19 protein-coding genes and 1 pseudogene are annotated in these 19,975 nt (G+C 70.7%); 13 read left to right on the forward strand and 7 right to left on the reverse strand.

Going from position 1 to position 19,975, the window contains the following annotated elements; all coding sequences use genetic code 11:
* Nucleotides 1-29 precede the first annotated feature (29 nt).
* A complete protein-coding gene (locus tag KJK29_RS34755) occupies nt 30-521 on the reverse strand; it encodes a DUF2975 domain-containing protein (protein ID WP_215123149.1) in 492 nt (163 codons plus the stop codon).
* 325 nt (nt 522-846) lie between these two features.
* Here KJK29_RS34755 and KJK29_RS34760 point away from each other — a divergent pair, with 325 nt between their 5' ends.
* Nucleotides 847-1,755 carry a hypothetical protein gene (locus tag KJK29_RS34760; RefSeq protein WP_215123150.1) on the forward strand — a complete coding sequence of 303 codons (909 nt, stop codon included), beginning with the start codon at nt 847-849 and terminating at the stop codon, nt 1,753-1,755.
* Between the two features lie 126 nt (nt 1,756-1,881).
* On the opposite strand, the gene KJK29_RS34765 is transcribed toward KJK29_RS34760, so the two are convergent.
* The 3 genes and pseudogenes from KJK29_RS34765 to KJK29_RS34775 all read right to left on the reverse strand — a co-directional run bounded on the left by KJK29_RS34765 (nt 1,882) and on the right by KJK29_RS34775 (nt 4,254).
* Nucleotides 1,882-2,877 (reverse strand): immunity 49 family protein, encoded by a 996-nt coding sequence (locus tag KJK29_RS34765; protein ID WP_215123151.1) that lies wholly within the window; start codon nt 2,875-2,877, stop codon nt 1,882-1,884.
* Between the two features lie 160 nt (nt 2,878-3,037).
* Nucleotides 3,038-3,160, reverse strand: a pseudogene (locus KJK29_RS34770) (helix-turn-helix domain-containing protein); the annotation flags it as partial.
* A gap of 386 nt (nt 3,161-3,546) precedes the next feature.
* Entirely contained in the window at nt 3,547-4,254 is a 708-nt protein-coding gene (locus KJK29_RS34775) for an AfsR/SARP family transcriptional regulator (RefSeq protein ID WP_215123152.1), read from the reverse strand.
* Between the two features lie 287 nt (nt 4,255-4,541).
* On the opposite strand from KJK29_RS34775, the gene KJK29_RS34780 reads away from it, so the two are divergent.
* The 7 genes from KJK29_RS34780 (at nt 4,542) to KJK29_RS34810 (ending at nt 10,587) form a co-directional block, all read left to right on the forward strand.
* Complete coding sequence (locus tag KJK29_RS34780) at nt 4,542-7,022, forward strand: cyanobactin maturation protease PatG family protein (protein WP_251058009.1); 2,481 nt, start codon at nt 4,542-4,544, stop codon at nt 7,020-7,022.
* Nucleotides 7,023-7,055: 33 nt separating this feature from the next.
* Entirely contained in the window at nt 7,056-7,238 is a 183-nt protein-coding gene (locus tag KJK29_RS34785) for a hypothetical protein (protein ID WP_215123154.1), read from the forward strand.
* 62 nt (nt 7,239-7,300) lie between these two features.
* Nucleotides 7,301-7,492 carry a hypothetical protein gene (locus KJK29_RS34790; RefSeq protein ID WP_215123155.1) on the forward strand — a complete coding sequence of 64 codons (192 nt, stop codon included), beginning with the start codon at nt 7,301-7,303 and terminating at the stop codon, nt 7,490-7,492.
* Nucleotides 7,493-7,575: 83 nt separating this feature from the next.
* Complete coding sequence (locus tag KJK29_RS34795) at nt 7,576-7,788, forward strand: hypothetical protein (protein WP_215123156.1); 213 nt, start codon at nt 7,576-7,578, stop codon at nt 7,786-7,788.
* A 41-nt stretch (nt 7,789-7,829) separates the two neighbouring features.
* Nucleotides 7,830-8,030 (forward strand): hypothetical protein, encoded by a 201-nt coding sequence (locus KJK29_RS34800; protein ID WP_215123157.1) that lies wholly within the window; start codon nt 7,830-7,832, stop codon nt 8,028-8,030.
* A gap of 65 nt (nt 8,031-8,095) precedes the next feature.
* Nucleotides 8,096-8,485 (forward strand): hypothetical protein, encoded by a 390-nt coding sequence (locus KJK29_RS34805; protein WP_215123158.1) that lies wholly within the window; start codon nt 8,096-8,098, stop codon nt 8,483-8,485.
* Nucleotides 8,486-8,565: 80 nt separating this feature from the next.
* Entirely contained in the window at nt 8,566-10,587 is a 2,022-nt protein-coding gene (locus tag KJK29_RS34810) for a S1 family peptidase (RefSeq protein ID WP_215123159.1), read from the forward strand.
* 583 nt (nt 10,588-11,170) lie between these two features.
* Here the strand turns inward: KJK29_RS34810 and adh are convergent.
* Complete coding sequence (gene adh / locus KJK29_RS34815; protein ID WP_215123160.1) at nt 11,171-12,688, reverse strand: aldehyde dehydrogenase; 1,518 nt, start codon at nt 12,686-12,688, stop codon at nt 11,171-11,173.
* A gap of 105 nt (nt 12,689-12,793) precedes the next feature.
* A complete protein-coding gene (locus KJK29_RS34820; RefSeq protein WP_215123161.1) occupies nt 12,794-14,035 on the reverse strand; it encodes a sigma-54-dependent transcriptional regulator family protein in 1,242 nt (413 codons plus the stop codon).
* A gap of 267 nt (nt 14,036-14,302) precedes the next feature.
* Here KJK29_RS34820 and KJK29_RS39040 point away from each other — a divergent pair, with 267 nt between their 5' ends.
* Entirely contained in the window at nt 14,303-14,728 is a 426-nt protein-coding gene (locus KJK29_RS39040; protein WP_251058010.1) for a hypothetical protein, read from the forward strand.
* Here the strand turns inward: KJK29_RS39040 and KJK29_RS34830 are convergent.
* Nucleotides 14,694-15,182, reverse strand: a complete 489-nt coding sequence (locus tag KJK29_RS34830; protein ID WP_215124556.1) for a hypothetical protein — start codon at nt 15,180-15,182, stop codon at nt 14,694-14,696. The two genes, KJK29_RS39040 and KJK29_RS34830, sit on opposite strands and share 35 nt — an antisense overlap.
* A gap of 708 nt (nt 15,183-15,890) precedes the next feature.
* Between KJK29_RS34830 and KJK29_RS34835 the strand changes: the two genes are divergently transcribed.
* The 4 genes from KJK29_RS34835 (at nt 15,891) to KJK29_RS34850 (ending at nt 19,944) form a co-directional block, all read left to right on the forward strand.
* The gene (locus tag KJK29_RS34835) at nt 15,891-17,756 is read left to right on the forward strand and encodes a phage tail sheath subtilisin-like domain-containing protein (protein WP_215123162.1); all 1,866 of its coding nucleotides are present in this window, start codon (nt 15,891-15,893) and stop codon (nt 17,754-17,756) included.
* Nucleotides 17,757-17,789: 33 nt separating this feature from the next.
* Nucleotides 17,790-18,314 carry a phage tail protein gene (locus KJK29_RS34840; protein ID WP_184562456.1) on the forward strand — a complete coding sequence of 175 codons (525 nt, stop codon included), beginning with the start codon at nt 17,790-17,792 and terminating at the stop codon, nt 18,312-18,314.
* Between the two features lie 150 nt (nt 18,315-18,464).
* Complete coding sequence (locus KJK29_RS34845) at nt 18,465-19,196, forward strand: T4 family baseplate hub assembly chaperone (protein WP_215123163.1); 732 nt, start codon at nt 18,465-18,467, stop codon at nt 19,194-19,196.
* Nucleotides 19,189-19,944, forward strand: a complete 756-nt coding sequence (locus KJK29_RS34850; RefSeq protein WP_215123164.1) for a hypothetical protein — start codon at nt 19,189-19,191, stop codon at nt 19,942-19,944. The genes KJK29_RS34845 and KJK29_RS34850 overlap by 8 nt, the downstream gene beginning before the upstream one ends.
* Nucleotides 19,945-19,975: the final 31 nt, after the last annotated feature.

Raw genomic sequence — 19,975 nt, forward strand, 5'->3', positions numbered from 1 at the left:
CTCCTGCCGATTGGCGATCCCGATCGACGTCAGATCACCTCGTCCAGCTCGTCCCGCATCTGCGCCGCTTCGGCGTCGCGCGCGACGGCCTGGGCGAGCAGCATCCGCAGCACGAGCACGATGAGCGCGACCCCGAGGATGGCCACGCCCACCCCGCCCATGATGACGGTGACGCCCGGGTCGTCACGCTGGCCCGGCGCATTGAGGATCGTGACCGCGAACCACACGAGGGCAGCCGTCACGATCGCGCCGATCACGAGGTCCACGTACCGGAAGGCGGCGTGGGAGAACACGGTTCGGCGCCGCACCATCGTCACCAGCCGCCATACGCAGACCAGGGCGACCTGGACCGACACCATGCCCAGGATGGTGATCACGCGCAGAGGGGTCAGGGGGAGCGACCCGTCCTCCGGGTCGTTCCCGCTGACCAATGCCCACACCATCAATGCCTGTACGAACACGGTACCGGCGAGCACCACCGCGAGCACGGCGCGCAGCGCACTCACTGTCAGCTTTCCCACGGCCGAACCTCCCATCGAGTCACGATGGGAATCTATCGAATTTCGATAGATGAAGCAAGGGCTGGGGCGGCGGGGGACCCGGGGAAGAAGACGGGCTGCTGCGTAGCTGAGGGCCCCTCGGCCTGGGGGGGGCTGGGCCCTCGCCGACGAGGAGCACTCGCACCAGATCCGAGCGATGTGGCGCGCCTGGTGTACCGGACACCGGCCCTGGTCCGATCAGATGATGATCTGGGGGTCCGCAGGGGGCTGCTCACTTGGTCGTGTACCTGGGCACGCCGATGCGCGCGCTGTAGTCAGGTCGCTTCACGTGTCATCGGGAGGATCTGTGCGTTCGACGCTCATATGGCTCGTACGGCTGTGCTCGCTCGCGGCGTGGGTCGCGGCCGCTGTCGCCTGCATGTGGCTGCTGGGCGCCACAGCCATGGCCCGGCCCTGGCGCGAACCCTTCGTGTGGGGTGCCGTCGCGATGGGGTGTGCGGTGGTGCGGGTGGTGGCGCTGTGGGTGCTGCGCGGCGCGCCCAAGGCCGACGAGTTCACGGACGAGCTCTGGGTCAAGCTTCGCACCGGCGCTCTCTGGGCCATCGCCGCGTTCTCCTCCGCCTTGTTCGCCGTCGTCCTCCTGACCTCCTCCAACGCGGGCGGCGAACTCGACGACCTGCGTGATGCCGGCGCGACGGTGAGCACCGCGACGGTCGTGGAACGGCAGTCGACACGACAGGAGTTGAGCGACGGGGTCGTGAAGGGATACGTGTCCCGTCTCCTGGTCTCCGTGCCCGGCGGTGCGCAGCGGCTGGCCGTGCGAGGGGCTTACACGTACGAGAAGCCCGGCGAAGGCGCCGAGGTCGATGTTCTGTGGGCTCGGTCGGACCCCGGTCTCGGCGGCTACATCAACGAGAGCAAGGACTTGGCCACGCTCGCCGAGAACCGCTGGAACGCCTTTCAGGACGACGAGTCGGGCGCGGGCTCGCTGATCGCCTTCATCGTCGTCGCGCTCATCGGTGTGGCTCTGACCTCGCTGTTCACCCTGTTGCCCGACGCCGACGACCTCCAGGAGGTGGCCTGGTCGGCGCCCTTCCAGACCGTGCGCACCGCTCTGGCCACGCTGGTGTTCTGGGGTTGGAGCCCCATGATGCTGGGGATGCAGCCGAGCGTTCCACAGGTGATCGTCGCCGTCGGCAGTTCTTGCCTCGTCCTGCTGGGGTACGTCCTCACCTCGCTCCGCGGCTTCGGCTGATGAAACGGCCTCCTGCCGCTGTGCGCGGGATATGGCCTGGCGCCCCGGCGTACAGGGAGATGTGACCGCCGGGTCGGCCCCGACGCCAACGCCGAGCCAGGCCGTGTCTTTCGGATCCCGGGTGGCCTACTCGGCGGCTGCCCAGCAGCCCAAATTGTTCCGGTTCCCCTCCGCCGCCCGGCGCGGCGCGTCCGGCGATCCCAGCAGACCGTACGGCAGATACCCGGACCGGACACCGAGTTCCCACCCATGGACCTGGACGGCGAGGCAGGCCAGGGCCAGGGTGCCGAGGGGGAGGAGGGACCGGGGTGCGGGATCACCGGCATCGGCCTCGACGCCCTCCCGGTACGCGACCAGCCGGGCGACGAGGGCGTCCTCGAAGGCGTGCTGGTCGTCGTCGAGGAGTACGCGGAGCAGCCGCTGGTCCGCGCTCAGCCCGTCGCCGACCTCGTCGAGCCGCCGGGCGGCCTCCGTGCGCTCCCCGGCGTCCGGCTTGCGCAGCGGAACCGTAGGCCAGTCGCGGGGCAGATGCCCGGCCGCCTCGGTGAGATAGAGGCACAGGGCGTCCATGGCGGCGAGGTCGGCGGGGTCGGAGACGGAGGTGTACCGGTTGTAGGGCACGCCGTCACGGATGGCGGGCGCGTAGTCCTCGCGCAGCAGCAGCCCGGTGACCCGCTCCCAGTCCCACACATGCCCGCTGACGACACACATCTCGAACATGTCGAGCCACGTCCGCGCGGTGGGCGCCTCCTTGACCACGTCCCGGAAGGTGATGGGCCCGTCCCCGAACTCGTCGTCGTCCGGGTCCGTGCTGATCCGCTCCCCGACGAGGGGGAAGCGGAGTTCCTGATCCCCCTCGGGGAAGCACATGATGCTCAGCACTCCGTGCACGCACTCCGCGGCGGTGACGGCGACCGTGCCGGCCGCAGCGTCGAGCCCCGGCTCCGTCACCGTTCGCGCGGCGACATGGTCGAGCAGTTCGTCAGCCATGGCCCGGATCAGCGACGGCGAGATGCTGCCGTACCGCAGCGAGTGCCACCGCGTGAAGGCCCGCCCGTCGATGTCGTCGAGAGCCTCGGCCAACCGCTGCTCACCGACCTGATGGCATGTCACATTGCGCACGTACCCCGCCCCTTCATGAACTCCACGACTGGACGAAGCACGCTATCAACGGGCACTGACAGCACTGGAGCGCGCCGGACGGCCGTCCATTCCGGAACGGTCGAAGGGGCTTGGCGCGAGGCGCCCGACTGGGTGAAAGACCTGTTCAGGCGCCCTTTTACCAGCGGCGTAGCCACTTGTGGGCCGTGGGACGGGAGATGCCCATCTCCGCGGCGACATGTGCTACAGCCGGACCGGAGCGGACCCGCTCGATCAGCAGTCGCCTGCCGTGAACGGTCAACAACGCTCGTGATCAATACAGCTAGCGAGTGGGCCGCGATACCAGGGCACGTGTCGTAGAAGCCGTCTGGGCGCCCAGCTGGTCCAGGGCGGGCCCGCAGGCCCAAGTCGGAGCCCTGTGGCGCGCGAGTGTCCCTGGAGCTCGTGACACGGACATGGCGGAAGATGTATAGCGGACCCGATGCCCAACTGCTCGGCGAGGGTTCGGGTTAACCGTTCGGCAGTGCGGTCGCGCGCGCCTGCTCCTGACCTCTTGGCGGACTTCGGGGAAGGCGCATACGAGAATCCGAGAAGCGCTGTCGGCCGACAGCCCGTCGCGTCCGGGCATGCGTACCAGCAACTCGCCGGTCGTGCGCGGTGGTGGGTCCCAGGCCGCGACCCATTCCATCGCTAGGCGGTCGTCAGTTCCCGGATCAGCTCGGCCATCCGCTGGGACGGCGAGACCCTCAGTTCCCGTTGCAGAAGTCTGCGGTATTCCAGGTAGTGCTTGACCGCACAGGCGACATTGCCCTCTGCCGCGTGCACTTCGATGGCGATACGGTGGGCGGTCTCGCGGTAGGGGTCGACGGACGTGGCGGCGAGGGCCGCCTGGTGCGCCGCCAGGAACCTGTCGAGGGCGAGGAATTGCTGTGCCAGGGCCTCCAGCGCGTACAGACGCATATGGTCCCATCGTTCGCGTTCGAGTATCAGCCACTCGTCGTCCCACCCGAGCAGCAGCGGCCGGCTGAGTTCCTCGACGAGCCGGTCGAGATCGGCAGGCGTGGCCTGCAGCCCTTCCTCGGGCTCCAGGAGCTGGCGGGCGGCCCCGCAGACTTCCCAGTGGTCCACGGAGATGCACGGCGACAGCGCAAGACGGTGGCCTTCGCTGACCACGACGGTCTTCGGGCCGAGCTTGCGGCTCTGGCACAAGGCCGACCTGAGGTTGGCCGCGGCCCGCAGCGGGGTGCACTCCGGCCAGAGCTGCTCCGCGGCAGCGCGTCTGTGAATCCCTTCGCCGCGCACGGCGAACAGGGCGAGCAGACGCTGAGCCCCCGCCGGGACGGCGACCGGACGCCCGCCGCAGATTAATTCAAATGGGCCCAGGATTTGAAGACGCATTGCGTTCATCACAGCTAACACTGTGCTCGACGCGTTTTTCCGCTGCAACCGCTGTAACCCCGTCGGACCAGGCGTGCCCGCCGCACAGGGTGCTTCGAGAATCACCGATCCAACGCCCGAAAAACATTTCCTCGGCGCACCCGAAATGCATTATGAACGCTCCGTGAACGCTCCAGAAATGCCTCATCTGTAAATCTTGCATATTTCATCGAATATCCCCGGAACATCTTTGTGGGAAACCTGACTCGCAACCCAAGGAACCACGAGCGCTCGGAACGGAGGAGCGGATGGACGTCCGGTCGGTACTCAGCGCGGTTCCCGGTCAAGCCGGGCTTCTGGGCACGCCCGAGGTCCGCGTCGCCGTGCTGGACGGGCCCGTCGACTTTGCGCATCCGTGTTTCTCGGGAGCGGATCTCACCCAGCTGGCCACGCTGGTGCCGGATGCCGCCGGTTCCGGACCTATGTCGTTGCACGGCACCCACGTGGCCAGCCTTCTGTTCGGGCAGCCCGGATCTCCGGTGGCAGGCCTTCTGCCGCGGTGCCGCGGTTTCGTCCTCCCGGTGTTCCGGGAGTCCCCGGACGGCGGTGTGGCCCGGGTGCCCCAGCTCGACCTCGCCCGGGCGGTCGAACAGGCCGTGGAGGCGGGGGCCCACGTCATCAACATCAGCGGCGGCGAGCGCAGTGCGGACGGCAAGGCGGAGGCCATGCTGGAGCGGGCGCTTCGACGGTGCGCGGAGAACGGGGTGCTGGTGGTCGCGGCGGTCGGCAACGACGGCTGCGACTGCCTCCAGGCTCCTGCCGCCACGCCGTCCGTGCTCGCCGTCGGGGCGACCGACGCCGCCGGCGAGCCGCTGGACATCAACAACTGGGGGCCCGCCTATCGGACGAACGGCGTCCTCGCCCCCGGCCGGGACATCGAGGGCGCGGTTCCCGGTGGCCGAGTCGCCGCGCTGACCGGCAGCAGTTTCGCCACCCCGGCGGTCACCGGGGTCGCGGCACTGCTCGTGGCCCAGCAGATCGCCGAGGGGCGTGAACCGGACCCGCTCGCCGCCGGCCGGGCCATTCTCACCTCCGCGAGCCGCCCGCCGTGCGCCCCGGACGACGCGCCCAAGTGCCGTCGACTCCTCGGCGGCCACCTCGCCGCCGCGCGCGCCTTCGACCTCATCAGGGAGAGGGGCCCGGTCGTCCCCCAAGAGGTGCGGGGCGACCCCGTCAGCATCACCGTCGGCCCCTCGACGCCTCGGACGACCTACGCCGAACCGAAAGGAAGAGCCATCGCCATGGACACGAACGCCGTACACGCGCACGCCGGGGAGACGCCCGAGGGCCTGTCCGCGGCCGCGGCCCCGCCTCCCGCCACCACGGTCACACCGCCTGCCGAGCCGCCTCCGGCGCCCACGCTTCCTCCGTCGGTTCCCCAGACGGCCCCAGCCATCCCCCAGGCCGCGCCGGCATCTCAGCAGGCCATGCCGCAGGCGCCCCAACAAGTCGGGGCGCCGGCATTTCAGCAGGCGGTGCCGCAGGTCGGAGTTCAGCCCGCCGTCCAGCCGATGACACCGCCAGTCCCCGCGGCCGACGTCCCTCCGGCACCACCGGTGACGCAGCCCGCCTCACCTGCGCCCGTCCCGGTCGAGCAGGGCGTACGTCCCTCCTGCTCCGACTGCGGCGGCACCTGCGGAGGGAGTACGAGGGGAGCGACAGCGGCAACCATGAGCGGTCCCGTGAGTGGTCAGGGACGCCAGCTCATCTTCGCAATCGGCACGATTGGCTTCGACTACCGGACCGAGGCCCGCCGGGACAGCTTCCGGCAGCAGATGCCGGTCGAGTTCAGGCCGGCCACCGACGAGCACCCGGAGCAAGAGGTCCAGCCGAACGTCTACGACCCCAGGCAGCTCCACGCCTACCTGTCCAAGAACCCGTGGGCATGCGACAAGCTCACCTGGACGCTGAACATGGACGCCACACCGCTCTACGCGCTTGAGGCGGAGATGCCGGTGGGGATGGACTGGACGCGGCCCATCATCACGGACCGCGGTGCAACGCCGGACGCGGTGCGAGACAGCGCCAACGCGGCCGCGAGTGACAAGAGGGACCAACTGGCGGACATCGTGGACACCCTGTCGTACCCACCGGTGTCCACTGTCTACCGAACCTTCCGGGACGCCATCGTCGGACAGGTCCAGGACCGGAAGAGCGAAACGTACGTCTCGCGAGTGTCGATCCCGGGCGTCCTGACTGAGCGAACAGTACGCCTGTTCTCCGGCCAGGTGGTCCCTGTGGTCGAGGTGAAGAGCCGCGGTCTCTACACCTGGAACGAGCACGTCTTCGTCCAGTCGGTCATGCAGGCTCTGCAGCTCACCCCGTCGGTCGAAGGGGAATCGGCAAACCTGGAGAAGTCGGTCCGCACCTTCCTCGACAAGGTCTACTGGGAGTTCCGCAACCTCGGGCAGAGCTCCGCCGACCGGGCGCTGAACTTCGCCGGCACCAACGCCTTCGACGTCGGTAGGGAAATGGCCGAAGGAATGGCGGCCAAGGACGTACCGGGCCGTGGCAGGTCCGAAGAGGAACCGCTGTACGCCCTGGACACCATCAAGGTCTCCAAGAGCCCGTTCTGCCGCCCCGGTTCCGACTGCCAAGACGTCGTCATGACCTTCTTCGACCCGGAGAACGACCGAAGGGCGAAGCGCTCCGTCCTGTTCACCTACGACGTGAGCGACGAGCTCCCGGTCAGCCTCGCACCGCCTCACATCTTCATCGGCGGCTACTGACCGCTCTACGACACACCGGACCAGGGAGACCTCATGTACGAGACCCCGACTCGCCCCGAACTCAACGCTCCCCTCCAGACCCCGGCGGTTCACCGCAACCCCTGGGAGGCGCCGGCCGACAGAGCCGAGGACCGGGGCGCGGAAGCAGCCAAGTCGATGTGTGGGGACCTGACCGGCTCCGGCCGCGAGCTGTGCCGGGCCCTGCAACGCGACTAGCGACGACAGACCACCGGCGGCTATCTGTCGTCGGCCCACCCCACAGGTGAGAGGAGAAAACGATGAACGACACGCCGTTCACCCGCGAGGAGAGGCCCACCCGGCCCGCGGCACTCCGGACGCCGTTCCAGACTCCCGCGATCGACCGCAACCCCACCGTCACCCGGGGCGCCGACGGCGACGACTCGGGCGGAGTCGAGGCCAACTTCGACTTCGGCGGCCTGCTGAAGACGGCGGCAAACTTCCTGCTCTGAGGCCTCACACAGGGGCCATTGCGCGTCGGTGAGCGGGGCCGCGCGCCCCACTCACCGGCATCCGGATCGAAAAGGACAGCATCATGACTGCGACTGACAAGTGGCGTGAGGTCTCCCCCTCACCGGCCACCGCCCCGCGGACGCCGTACCAGACGCCCGCGATCGACCGGACCCCCGTCGGCACGGCCGGCCGCGGCAGCGACGCCGACGGTGTCGAGGCCGACTGGAGCCTCTCCGACATCCCGTGGCACTCCATCGGCAAGGCTGCTCGGGGTGCCCTGGACGCCGTGCTGTAGGCGAGGACCACCCGGCAGGACAACACTGAAAGGACAGTGCCATGAACGAAGAGATCACACTGCGGCGCCCTGGCCCCGGGCCGGTCACCGCCCTCCGGACGCCATTCCAGACGCCCGCTGTCGACCGGACTTCCGCCGGTGACCACGGGCGGCGGGACGGCACCGACGGCGTCGAGCCCAACCTGCCCATCCTGCCCCTGCTCGGCCTGGCCGGCTCGGCGATCGGCTCCCTGTTCGACTGAGTTCCGTGTCCCGGCGGCGCGGCCTGGCGGCCCACCGCCGGGACGGCGGCTGAAAGGACATCAGGATGAACAAGGAACCCAACCCGAAGAACCGGAAGAAGTCGCCGCCGCCACGCGGAGCGGCACCCCCACGTGCCGCTCAGGGCATGGAGCGTGCCGAGCGCTCCCGTACCCGGGCCGAGGCCGCAGGTGCTGCGGGCATTCGGCTCGACCTGCCCATCCAGGGCGCGACCATCGAGCGCAGGTGGGACCTCTATCAGCCCTATCTGCAGGTGACGGGGACGTATCAGCCCGTTGACCAACCCGAAGGAACCACAGGCCAGTTCCTGGAGGAGCCGGGGCCGAGGTCCATGACCGGTCACGTCGTGGCGGACCCCGCCCCCTCGCCCGGCCGCGACGCACGCGGCTGGAGCTGCCCGCCCAACGGCCCCTGCACGTGGGTCGGCATGGTCTAGGCGGCCAAGTGATCCAGGCGGCAGGCACGGCGCCGGAGTCCCGGCGCCGTTGCCAACGCCCCTTACGAAGGTGGGAAGACATGCCCACGATAGACACGCCAGAAGTCGAGCAGTCCCGCGTCGAACAGCGCCGCCAAGTCGCCGACGCGGCCCGGCGCTACCACGATTCGGCGCAGGCACGCGAGCAGGCCGAGGCGCGGACGGCGAAGGGCGTTCCCTTCCCCGACACTCCCCAGGCCCTGGCCGCCCGGGCCGAGCGCATCCTCAGCCGTGGCGGCGTTCCGACCACCGCTGTCGTCGCCCACATCCACGCCGAGCCCCTGGATCTCCCGCAGGCCCATGAGCGCATCATCGGCCTGGCCCACGACCTCCAGGCAGCGAACTTCCTGCCCCGCGGTGCCCGCGCGGCCCGTACGGTCGCGCGGATCACCCTGCGCCGTGACAGTCGCGAACTACCGCTCGGTACGGGTTTTCTGGTGTCCCCACGGCTCCTGATGACCAATCACCATGTGCTGCCGGGCGCCGACTTCGCTCGGACCTGCCTCGCCGAGTTCGACGCGCAAGTCGGCATCGACAACGCCCCCGACGACATCGTCCGGGTGGAGCTCATTCCCGACGAACTGTTCATCGCCCACGAGTCGTTGGACTACGCCCTGGTCGCGCTCACCCCGGTCGGCGGGGACGTACCGCCCGGTGAGGTGTTCGGCTGGAACCGCCTCAGCGGCCGCACCGGAAAGCTGGTCGTCGGCGAACTGGTGAACGTCATCGGCCACCCCAACGGCCGCCTGAAAGAGATCGCACTGCGCGACAACAGGCTGATCACACGGCTGGACGACTTCCTGCACTACCGAACGGACACGGAGCCGGGCAACTCGGGCTCCCCGGTCTTCAACGACCAGTGGGAAGTGGTCGCCCTCCATCACATGGGCGTCCCGGATACGGACGCGAGCGGACGTCCGCTGCGCAAGGACGGCGCGGTGTGGCAGCCCAGCGACGGCGAGGCCGCCCTTTCCTGGGTGGCCAACGAGGGCGTGCGCATCAGCTCCGTCCTGCGGCACGTGGCGGCGTCGCGACCGACGCCCACGCAGTGCGCTCTGCTCGCCGAGATGGGTCCCGAGGCGGGGCTCGGCAGCCACGAACCACAGGGGGCCGCGGAGCCCGAAAGCGTACGGCCCACCGGCCTCACCGCGGCCGAACGCAGAGCCGCGACCGGCTTGCGCGCCAGGGACGGGGCCTTCGGCGGCCACCGTCACCTGGTGTACCTGCACGGCAGGAGCCAGCACGGCAAGGACCCCGAGGCGCTCCGCCAAGAATGGACCGGCGGCCTCAACAAGGGCCTCGCGGCTGCGGGCCTGCGCTCGGTCGACCCGGTCGACGCCTGGTGCCCGTTCTACGGCGATCTGATGGCCGAGTTGATGGGCGCGAGGGAATCCCTCGGCGGTGTCCCGTCGCCCCCGGACTCCGTGGGATCCGAGACGAAGGCGTACGAGCAGATGCTCCTTGACGCGGCGGCCAGGGTCGGCATGCCCGAGGGCGACTACGAGAGGAAGGACGCCATGGCGGCCGAGGAGGGCCTCGACGGCGCGGTCCGTACGTTCCGGCGCGCGCTGGGCTGGGTGGCGGCCAGATCGGATCTCGACGAACGGACCATCGACGCGGTCTTCCGGGACGTGGCCAGGTATCTCAGCGAGCCGCGTGTGCGGGAGGCAGTGCTGGACATCGTGTCCGCGACCATGCCCGACCGCGGCGAACTGGTCTTCGTCACGCACAGCCTGGGCACCGTCGTAGGCGTCGATCTGATGAGCCGGCTGCCGTCCGGGATCGACCGGGCCGTACTGGTGACCCTGGGGAGCCCGCTGGGCATGGACGCCGTGAACGACCGGCTTCTTACCGCCGGTCCGCACCGGCCGGGGAACGTACGCACGTGGCTCAACGCCTGGTGCCCGGCGGACGCGGTCGCCATCGGCTGTCCGCTGCGCGACGGCCGCTGGGGCAGGGTCGAGCAGCCGGAGGTGGCCAACGGCAAGGACAAGGCGCACAACATCGCCGAGTACCTCGCCCACGCGAGCGTGGCGGGACCCATCGGCCGTGCCCTGCACTGACCGGTGGCCGGTCGACGCGCACGTCATTACCGGGCAGGGCTCCGGTCGGTCGGTGCCGATCTGGATGGCGGGGCGCAGTCGGCGGATCAAGCCCACTCCACCCACCGTCCCCGACGTCGCACCCTCCCGACACCACACCGGGGACTGGGCATTGCGCCAGGAGCACCGACCGCAAGAACGGGCTTGGAGATCGCGGAGCACCTCACAGCCAGCGTCACGAGCCCCCTCCCAGGCGGGCAAATGACGCCCCGCGAGGACTCGGATCGTGGCGCGAAATTAGCGCTCGACTGGTCCTGCGACGCGTTTCAGCGCTGTCTGTGCCCACACGTTCTCGGGGAGGGTCTGGAGAATGGCTGTCGGGCCGTGGTCCGCTCACCTCCGCAGCGCCTGGAGCATCGGGCCCGCGCGCCAGGCCGGTGCCACGCCGTCCTGAGGACGAGGGCCACCGTGCGGCCGGTCGGATCGCCAACACCCGGCAGGCGAAGGATGGGAGTTAGCGCGCAAGTCGGGCTCGATCGAGAGCGGGTTGAGTGAAGGGCGCCTGGCGGGTGAAGACCCAGGTCAGGCGCCTTTTCGCATGTGTTTAGAAGAACCCCAGCTTCTTCGCCGAGTACGACACCAACAGGTTTTTGGTCTGCTGGTAGTGGTCCAGCATCATCTTGTGGGTCTCGCGGCCGATCCCCGACTTCTTGTAGCCGCCGAACGCCGCGTGGGCCGGGTACGCGTGGTAGCAGTTGGTCCAGACGCGGCCCGCTTTGATCTCGCGGCCCAGGCGGTAGGCCGTGTTGCCGTCGCGGGTCCAGACGCCGGCGCCTAGGCCGTAGAGGGTGTCGTTGGCCAGTTTGAGGGCCTCGTCGACGGAGTCGTAGGTGGTGACCGAGACGACCGGGCCGAAGATCTCCTCCTGGAAGATGCGCATGTCGTTGGTGCCGCGGAAGATGGTCGGCTCGATGTAGTAGCCGCCCTCGAGGCCGGGGACGGCGCGGGGGTTGCCGCCCGTGACGACCTCGGCGCCCTCCTTCCTGCCGATGTCGAGGTAGGAGAGGATCTTCTCGTACTGGTCGTTGCTGGCCTGCGCGCCGATCATGGTGGCCGGGTCCAGGGGGTCGCCGCCGACGATGGCCTGGGTGCGTTCGACGCAACGGGCCATGAAATCGTCGTAGATGGAGGAGTGGATCAGGGCACGGGACGGACAGGTGCAGACCTCGCCCTGGTTGAGGGCGAACATCACGAAGCCCTCGACGGCCTTGTCCAGGAAGTCGTCGTCCGCTGCCGTGACGTCGGGCAGGAAGATGTTCGGGCTCTTGCCGCCCAGTTCCAGCGTGACAGGGATGATGTTCTCGCTCGCGTACTGCATGATCAGACGGCCGGTCGTCGTCTCCCCGGTGAAGGCCACCTTCGCCACGCGGGGGCTGGAGGCCAGCGGCTTGCCCGCCTCGACACCGAAGCCGTTCACGACGTTGACCACACCCGGGGGCAGCAGGTCGGCGATCAGTTCCATGACGTAGAGCAGGCTGACCGGGGTCTGCTCGGCCGGTTTGATGACGACGCAGTTGCCCGCGGCCAGCGCGGGGGCCAGCTTCCATGTGGCCATCAGGATCGGGAAGTTCCACGGGATGATCTGGCCGACCACGCCCAGCGGCTCGTGGAAGTGGTACGCGACCGTGTCGGCGTCGATCTCCGCGATGCTGCCCTCCTGGGCGCGGACGACACCGGCGAAGTACCGGAAGTGGTCGACGGCCAGCGGGATGTCGGCGGCCAGGGTCTCGCGGACCGGCTTGCCGTTCTCCCAGGTCTCGGCGACCGCGATCTTCTCCAGGTGCTCTTCCAGGCGGTCCGCGAACCTGTTGAGGATGCCCGCGCGTTCCGCGGTGGACGTGCGGCCCCATTTGTCGGCCGCCCGGTGCGCGGCGTCCAGGGCGAGGTCGACGTCGGCGGCGGAGGAGCGGGCCACCTCGCAGAAGACCTTGCCGGTCACCGGGCTCGGGTTCTCGAAGTAGCGGCCCTCGACCGGGGCGACGAAGTCACCGCCGATGAAGTTGTCGTAGCGCCGGGCGAAGCTGACGATGCTGCCGTCCGTTCCTGGCTGCGCGTACACCATGGCGGCTCTCCTCGGTGAAGGGCGGTGACAGATGACGCCCTTCATGGTGCTCTCGGGAGGTTGGCGCGAGGTTGGCGCCGAGGGGCCGGGCCTCGCGCGGCGGCGTCAGTCGCGCAGGGCCGTGGTCAGCCGGCCCGCCGCGATCGCCCGGCGCGTGTCCCTGGGGCCGAGCAGCCCCAGCGCGTGCTCGTGGATCTCCGCGTCGTACGGGGCCCGTTCGCCGTAGCGCAGGGCATGGTCCGGGCGGGTGCTCGCCAGGACGGCCTCGCGCACGGCCACTTCGAGGCGGGTGCGCCACTCCTCGATGCCGGGCGCCTGGGAACGGGGCAGGAGGGGACCGCCGTAGCGGCTCAGGGCCGTGTCCGTGTCGCCCCGCTCCAGCGCGCGCAGGACGTCGGCGGCGTCGCAGGACACCGGGATCGTCAGGGCGTAGCGGCGCGGGGCGATGCCGCCGCCGAGGGCGCGGCGCAGGTGGGAGATCTCCGCCTTGAAGGTGGACGCGGTGACCGGCCGGTCGCCGTACAGGGCGGCGCGCAGCCGCTCCGGGGAGAAGCCGTCCGGTTCGAGCGCGAGCAGGGTGAGGATCTCCAATTGGCGCGGGCGAAGGGGGAGGTGGCTACCGTCCGGTACGGCCTGGAGGGCCTGTTCGGGGCCCAGGCAGGTGAGCCGGAGCCGAGCCGCCTGGGGGCGGTTGTGTTCCGTCGTTGTGAGGCGGGCCTCGATGGTGGACACCAGTGTCCGTACGGTGGACATGGCCAGGGGGTGCGAGCGGTCCCAGGTGGTGGACAGGTCCAGGACGCCGAGGACCCGGCCGTCCGGGCCGTGCACGGGGGCGCAGTAGCAGACCCAGCCGTGCAGGGCCGACACCAGGTGCTCGGCCGAGAAGACCGAGCTGGGGCGGCCGGTGCGCAGCGCGAGGGACAGGGCGTTGGTACCCATGGCCTGCTCGTCCCACCGGCCGCCCGGCGCGAAGTTGACCCGCTCGGCCTTGCGGCGCATGGTCGGGCCGCCGCAGGTCCACAGGATCGTGCCGGACTCGTCGGTGACCGCCGTGACGAAACCGGCGTCCTCGGCGATGCTGTGCAGTTCGCCGGCGAGGCCGGAGACCGGCCGGTACAGCGGGGAGGACGTCCAGCGCTGGTGCACCGGACCGCCCTCGGTGACCGGGGCGCTGTCCCGGCCGGGGTCCACACTGCCGAGCGAACGCGCCCAGGACTCGGTCACCTCGTGACGCAACTGCGCGCTGCCGCCCGGCCGCGTGCCCGGGACGCTCAGCCGCGGTATCCAATGGGACCACTCGTGCTCCAGCGCGGTCCTGCGCTGCCGGAGGTCAGGGCGCTGTGACATGGCCTCTCCCTGCCGTCGTAGCCGTCGTACCGGTTCTCGGCGTGAGGTCAGTGTTACCGGACGCGCCGGGCCCGGTCGAGGAAACCGGCGGACCGGGGCCGGGGTTGCGTACGACTGGCCGGGAAGTGCCCAGCTCTGAACGGGCGACCGCCTGACTGGATGTTTGTCCGGACCCCGGGTGCCGCCGTACGGGTGACGGGTTCACTCGACCCGACGGACGGGGTCCCGGCCGCGTACCACCGGCGCGCGGCGTCGCGTTGCCCTGGCATGGACAGCACTGCGACGGCGCGGCGCCTGCTCGGGAACGACGCCGCGCCCCGGCCGTACGCCGAACTCACCAGCGGATACTCGGGCCATCCGCCGATCTACGCGGCCCTCGTCGCCGAATGGGAGGCCAGGGGCCATACGGCCCCGGAGCACCGCGACGGCCAGTGGGTCTCCTTCGCCGCGCCGACGGAGAGCGAGACCTGGACCGCCGTACCCGCGTGGAACACCGGCTCGCATCTGGGTCCGGTCGTCGTCCCGGCGGGTGCGCATCCGGTTGTCGGCATGCCCACCGGGTCGGTGGTCCCTCCCGGGGTACATCCGACCCCCGGCCGGTACACAGGCCTGGTCGCCTCATCCGGTCTGCGCCCGGCCGCTCCCACCACCGCCCGCCTCACCAACCCTCAAGCGCCACCGGCTCCGCGCTGACCGGTGCCAGGACCGCGAGGGTGCCCGTGGCCTCGTGGAGGGCGGACTCGAGGGTGCCGGGGGAGTGCAGGGCGCCGGTGCCGTCCGGTGGGACGAGCCACTCCAGGCGGCCGGCGGGCCGGTACGGCGGCGGTACCGCGACCCAGGAACCGCGGCCGACGTGCCGGACCCCGAACCCGACCCACTCGCTGACGGGGTCGGGCGGCAGGAAGAAGCCGACTCTGCGGGCCGTGCAGTCCACCAGGGTGGGGCCGGGCACCTTCAGCGGATCGCGCCACAGGTAGTCCAGGGCGAGCAGCCCGAGCCGGTCGGGAACGCTCAGCACGTCCCAGTACCGCCCGGCCTCCACGAGGACCGTGCCCGCGCCGTAGTCCCACTCCCGCTTGCATTCCTGGGGGTCCGTGGCGGCCGCGGCGAGCCACTCGACGGCTTGCTTCCACATGACGCTCTGCATGGCCACCCCAGGCACAGTCGGCGCGCCCCGCAGGACGCACACGGGACACGGGCCGGTGGCCCGCGGGAATCCGGGAGATCCGCGGTGCCGATCCGGCCCCAGTCATGCTCGTAGATATTTCTAGGCGCCGGAAGGGGTGGCGTGGCCTGGCGTTTGGGTCGGGCATGTCCCGGTCGAAAGCGGGCACTCGACGACGCGTCACGTAAGACCGCGATCAACTCCGAGCGCGTCCATGGTGCCCATACGAAACCGGCCACTGGCCGATGAACGACTCGGGGAGAACTCGAGGAGCGTGCCGGACGGATGGGCCGTCGTCGCCGGAAATGCGCGGTCCCCAGGCGCACCCGTCACCCCGTGTTCGCGGCCGCTGTGCGCGAGGTGTGGACCAGTCCACGAGGGCGCGCGGGCGGGATGTGCGAATCAGGGAAGTTTGCCTTCACAAAACCTTCCAGTGTGCTGGCCAGAACCCGTCTTGTTCGGTCAACTCCGAACGCACCAAGGTGGATTGAGCACTTGAGCATCAGGAGTCACAAGCGCGCTGCTTGACCTGTGCGACCGAACCGCGCGGGTACTGACGGGGGAACTGATGAGGTGCGCGTGCCCACCGATGACGCTCGGCGGGCAGTTCCTCGCGCACGGCCGGAACGTCCCTCCCTCACCGTCTCTTGGTGCCGTCATCCGGTGCCCGAGACAGAGATAGGAGGGGGAATGCCGATGAGCGCGGTGAACGCCGCCAAGCCGACGTATCCCGGTGTCTACGTCGAAGAGCTTCCCAGCAGCACCCGCACCATCTCGACCCTGACCACTTCGGTGACCGCCTTCGTGGGCCACACCCGCCGCGGTCCGCTGAACGAGCCGGTGCGCGTCACCAGCTTCACGGAGTTCGAGCGCCGCTTCGGGGGGCTGAGCGCGCAGAGCGCCGTCGGCTACGCCGTTCACCAGTTCTTCGGCAACGGCGGCACCGTCGCCGTGATCGTCCGGGTCGCCAAGGCCGGCAGCGGCCAGGCCGCCTGCGTCGCGCTGGAGTCCACCGAGGGCCACAGCGAGTGCGACGTCCTCAAGGTGCACGCCAGGGAACCCGGCGTGTGGGGCAACGGCCTGCGCGTCGCCGTCGACTACGACACGCCCTGCCCCGACGAGACCTTCAACCTGCGCGTCCACGACGCCAAGGGCGAGGCCCGCGAGAGCTTCACCGGTCTGTCCGCCGACCCCTCCAACGGCCGGTATGTGCAGACCGTCGTCAACGCCGGCTCCCGGCTGATCCGCGTCGAGGTCGTCGGCGAGGGCCGTCCCGACCCGTCCGGCACCGTCTCCAAGCCGTTCGGGCACGAACTGCCCGACCTCGCCGTGGACCTCACCGTCAAGATCGGCGACGTCGAGCGGGAGTTCACGCTCTACGACCCCGACTGCGACGGCGAGGCCCCCTCCGGCGTGGCCGAGCTGGCGCTGCTGCTGGAGCGCAAGCTGCGCGCCCTGCCCGACGCGCCGGGCAAGCACGCCTTCGCCGGTGCCGAGGTCACCGCCTTCGGCCGGCGTGTCCAGGTCGTCGCGGGCTCCACCGACCCCGAGGACGTCGTCCGCTTCGTCGGCGAGTGCGCCAACGACCTCGGCCTGGAGGCCTCGGTCAACCCGCCCGTCTTCCCGCTGGAGGGCGGCGAGGACGGCGAGGCGCCCGGCCCGCGCGACCTCATCGGCTCCGAGGCCGACAAGTCCGGCATCCAGTCGCTGCGCGGCGTCCCCGACGTCAACCTCCTCGTGCTGCCCGAACTCGCGGCGTACGAGAAGGCCGAGGACGCCCTCACCGTCGTCTCGGCCGCCCAGCGGCTCTGCCAGGAGCGGCGGATCTTCCTGCTCGTCGACGCGCCGAGCACCTGGGTCAGCGTGGACACCGCCCGAGCCGGGCTCGCCGCGTTCGACGCCGTCCGCGGCAACCACGCGGGCCTGTACTTCCCGCACCTCCAGCTCACCGACCCGCTCACCGGCCGGCTGCGCTCCTTCCCGCCGTCCGGCGCGGTCGCGGGCGTCATCGCCCGTACGGACTCCGAGCGCGGTGTGTGGAAGGCCCCGGCCGGCACCGAGGCGCGCCTCGCGGGCGTGCACTCCCTCACGGTGAACCTCACCGACCGCGAGACCGGCCTGCTCAACCCGCTCGGCGTCAACGTCCTGCGGACCTTCCCGGTGACCGGCCCGGTCGTCTGGGGCGCCCGCACGCTGGAGGGCTCCGACGCCCTCGACAGCGAGTGGAAGTACGTGCCGGTACGGCGGCTCGCCCTGCATGTCGAGGAGAGCCTCCAGCGGGGCCTGCAATGGGTGGTGTTCGAGCCCAACGACGAGAACCTGTGGCAGCAGATCCGCCTCAACGCCTCCTCCTACCTGCACACGCTCTTCCGCCAGGGCGCCTTCAAGGGCGGCACGCCGCGCGAGGCCTACTTCGTCAAGTGCGACAGCGACACCACGACCGACGAGGACATCGAGAACGGCATCGTCAACGTCCTGGTCGGCATCGCGCCGGTCCGCCCGGCCGAGTTCGTGATCGTCAAGATCCAGCAGACGTCCGGCCAGTTCGCGCTCTGAGGAACGCTCCAAGGAACCCCTGAGGACATTTCGATGGCAGAGTTCACCGTCAACGCCCATCGTTTCGACCCCTACAAGAACTTCAAGTTCCTGGTCCTGTGGGACGGTCGGACGGTCGCGGGCATCAGCAAGATCAGTCCGCTGAAGCGGACCACCGAGGTCGTCAAGCACCGCCACGGCGGCGACCCCTCGTCCCCGCGCAAGTCGCCGGGCCGCTCCGAGTTCGAGGGCATCACCCTGGAGCGCGGCGTCACGCACGACCCCGAGTTCGACCGCTGGGCCAACAAGGTCTGGCAGGTCGGCGCGGGCCTCGGCTCGGAGGTGTCCCTCGCGGACTTCCGCAAGGACATCGTCATCCAGGTCCTCAACGAGGCCGGCCAGGTCGCCGTCTCGCACAAGCTGTACCGGACCTGGCCCAGCGAGTACCAGGTCCTCGGCGAACTGGACGCCAACGCCAACGCGGTGGCCATCCAGTCGCTGAAGCTGGAGTGCGAGGGGTGGGAGCGGGATTACGAGGTGGCGGAGCCGGAAGAGCCGTCGTTCCTCAACCCGGCGTAGGCGCTCCGCTGGGAGAGCCGCGATGGGGTTGTTGTTCGTCTGCGGGTTCGTCTGGGCTGGTCGCGCAGTTCCCCGCGCCCCTTTGGGGCGCGCTGCTGAGCCGCGTGGGTGCATGGGAACTGTTCGGACACTGGCAAGGGGGGACAGAAGGTGATCACGCGGGCGGACGACGTCCTGGCCACCTGGGAGTCCGGGCTCGGGCAGGCGTCGGCCGGGCGTGCGGTGCTGTTGCACCGGGCTGCCCGGCCGGATCTGGGCGGGGATCAGCAGGCGCTGCTCTCGCTGCCGGTCGGGGAGCGGGAGGCGGATCTGTTCGCGCTGCGCCGGGCCTTGTTCGGCGAGCGGATGCAGGTGCGGCTGGAGTGCCGGGCGTGTGGCGCGGACATGGAGTTCGAGCTGGACGCCGGGGAGTTCGCCCGCACCCTGGCCGACCGCGGTGATCCGCTGGTGCGGGTCGCCGAGGACGGCTGGGAGGTCGAGTTCCGGGTGCCCGGCGTCGCCGACCTGACGGCGGCGGCCCGGGATGCCGACCCGCGCCGGGCGCTGCTCGCCCGCTGTGTGGTCACCGCCGTACACGACGGGCGGCCCGTGTCCGCGGACACACTGCCCGTCGCCGTACAGCGGCGGATCGCCGAGGCGGCGCAGTCCGCCGACCCGGGGGCCGACGTCACGCTCGCCATCGCCTGCCCCGAATGCGAGGAGCCCACCCGGGCCGAGCTGGACATCGCCTCCTACCTGTGGACCGAACTGGACGCCTGGGCCCGGGACCTGCTGCTCGACGTCCATCTGCTCGCCACCGCCTACGGCTGGAGCGAGCCGGAGATCCTGGCGCTCAGCCCGCTGCGGCGCCGCTACTACCTGGAGCTGTGTGCGGATGTCTGACTCCACCTCGCAAGGGCGGCCGGAGCCCGACTTCCTCGACCGGCTGCTCGCCCGGCACGCGGCGCCCGCCGAGCGGCGCACCGGCGTGGTGCGGGTACGGCCGCGGCTGGCCGGCCCCTTCGAACGCGTCGAGGCCGTACGGGCCGCCGCACCCGACCCGGACGGCACCGAGCCGCTGTGGCCCGTCGCCGCCCCGGCCGCCGTCGCCCGGCCGGACGGGACGCGCCCGGCGGCCCGCGAGGTCGTCCGTACGGAACGCGAGCGGACGGTCGTACGGACCGAGCAGGCCCCGGCGCACGACGAGCCCGCACCGCGTCCGGCCGCACGGCCGGCCGAGTCCGAAGGGCCGCTGCTGCGGCCCGTCACCTCCACGGGCCCCGTGCTGCGGCCGGTCCCCGACACCGCCCGCCGCGCGGCGGGCCGGGGCCGTACCGAGCGGGCGGCCCCCACGAACGCGGCGTCCGTCCCGACCCCCCCTGGCGCGGACGCCGCTTCCCCAGCCGCCGTGTCCGCCCCGCTGCTCCCCAGCGCGGCGGACACGGCGGCCGCACGCGACGCCGTCCGGCAGGCGGCGGCCCGCCGCCCCGGGCGCCCGCCCGAGCAGGTGGTGCAGGTGCGGATCGGGCGGCTGGAGGTCACCGCGGGTGGTACGCCGCAGGACGGTGCCGGCAGGCCCCGGCCGCGGGACGCCGAGCGGCCCCGGGCCGCGGTCAGCCTGGCGGACTACCTGGCCAGGGGACGCGAGTGAGTGAGCCGCGACGGCACGGCAGCCGTACGAC

It is taken from the genome of Streptomyces koelreuteriae (assembly GCF_018604545.1).
GTDB classification, from domain to species: Bacteria; Actinomycetota; Actinomycetes; order Streptomycetales; family Streptomycetaceae; genus Streptomyces; species Streptomyces koelreuteriae.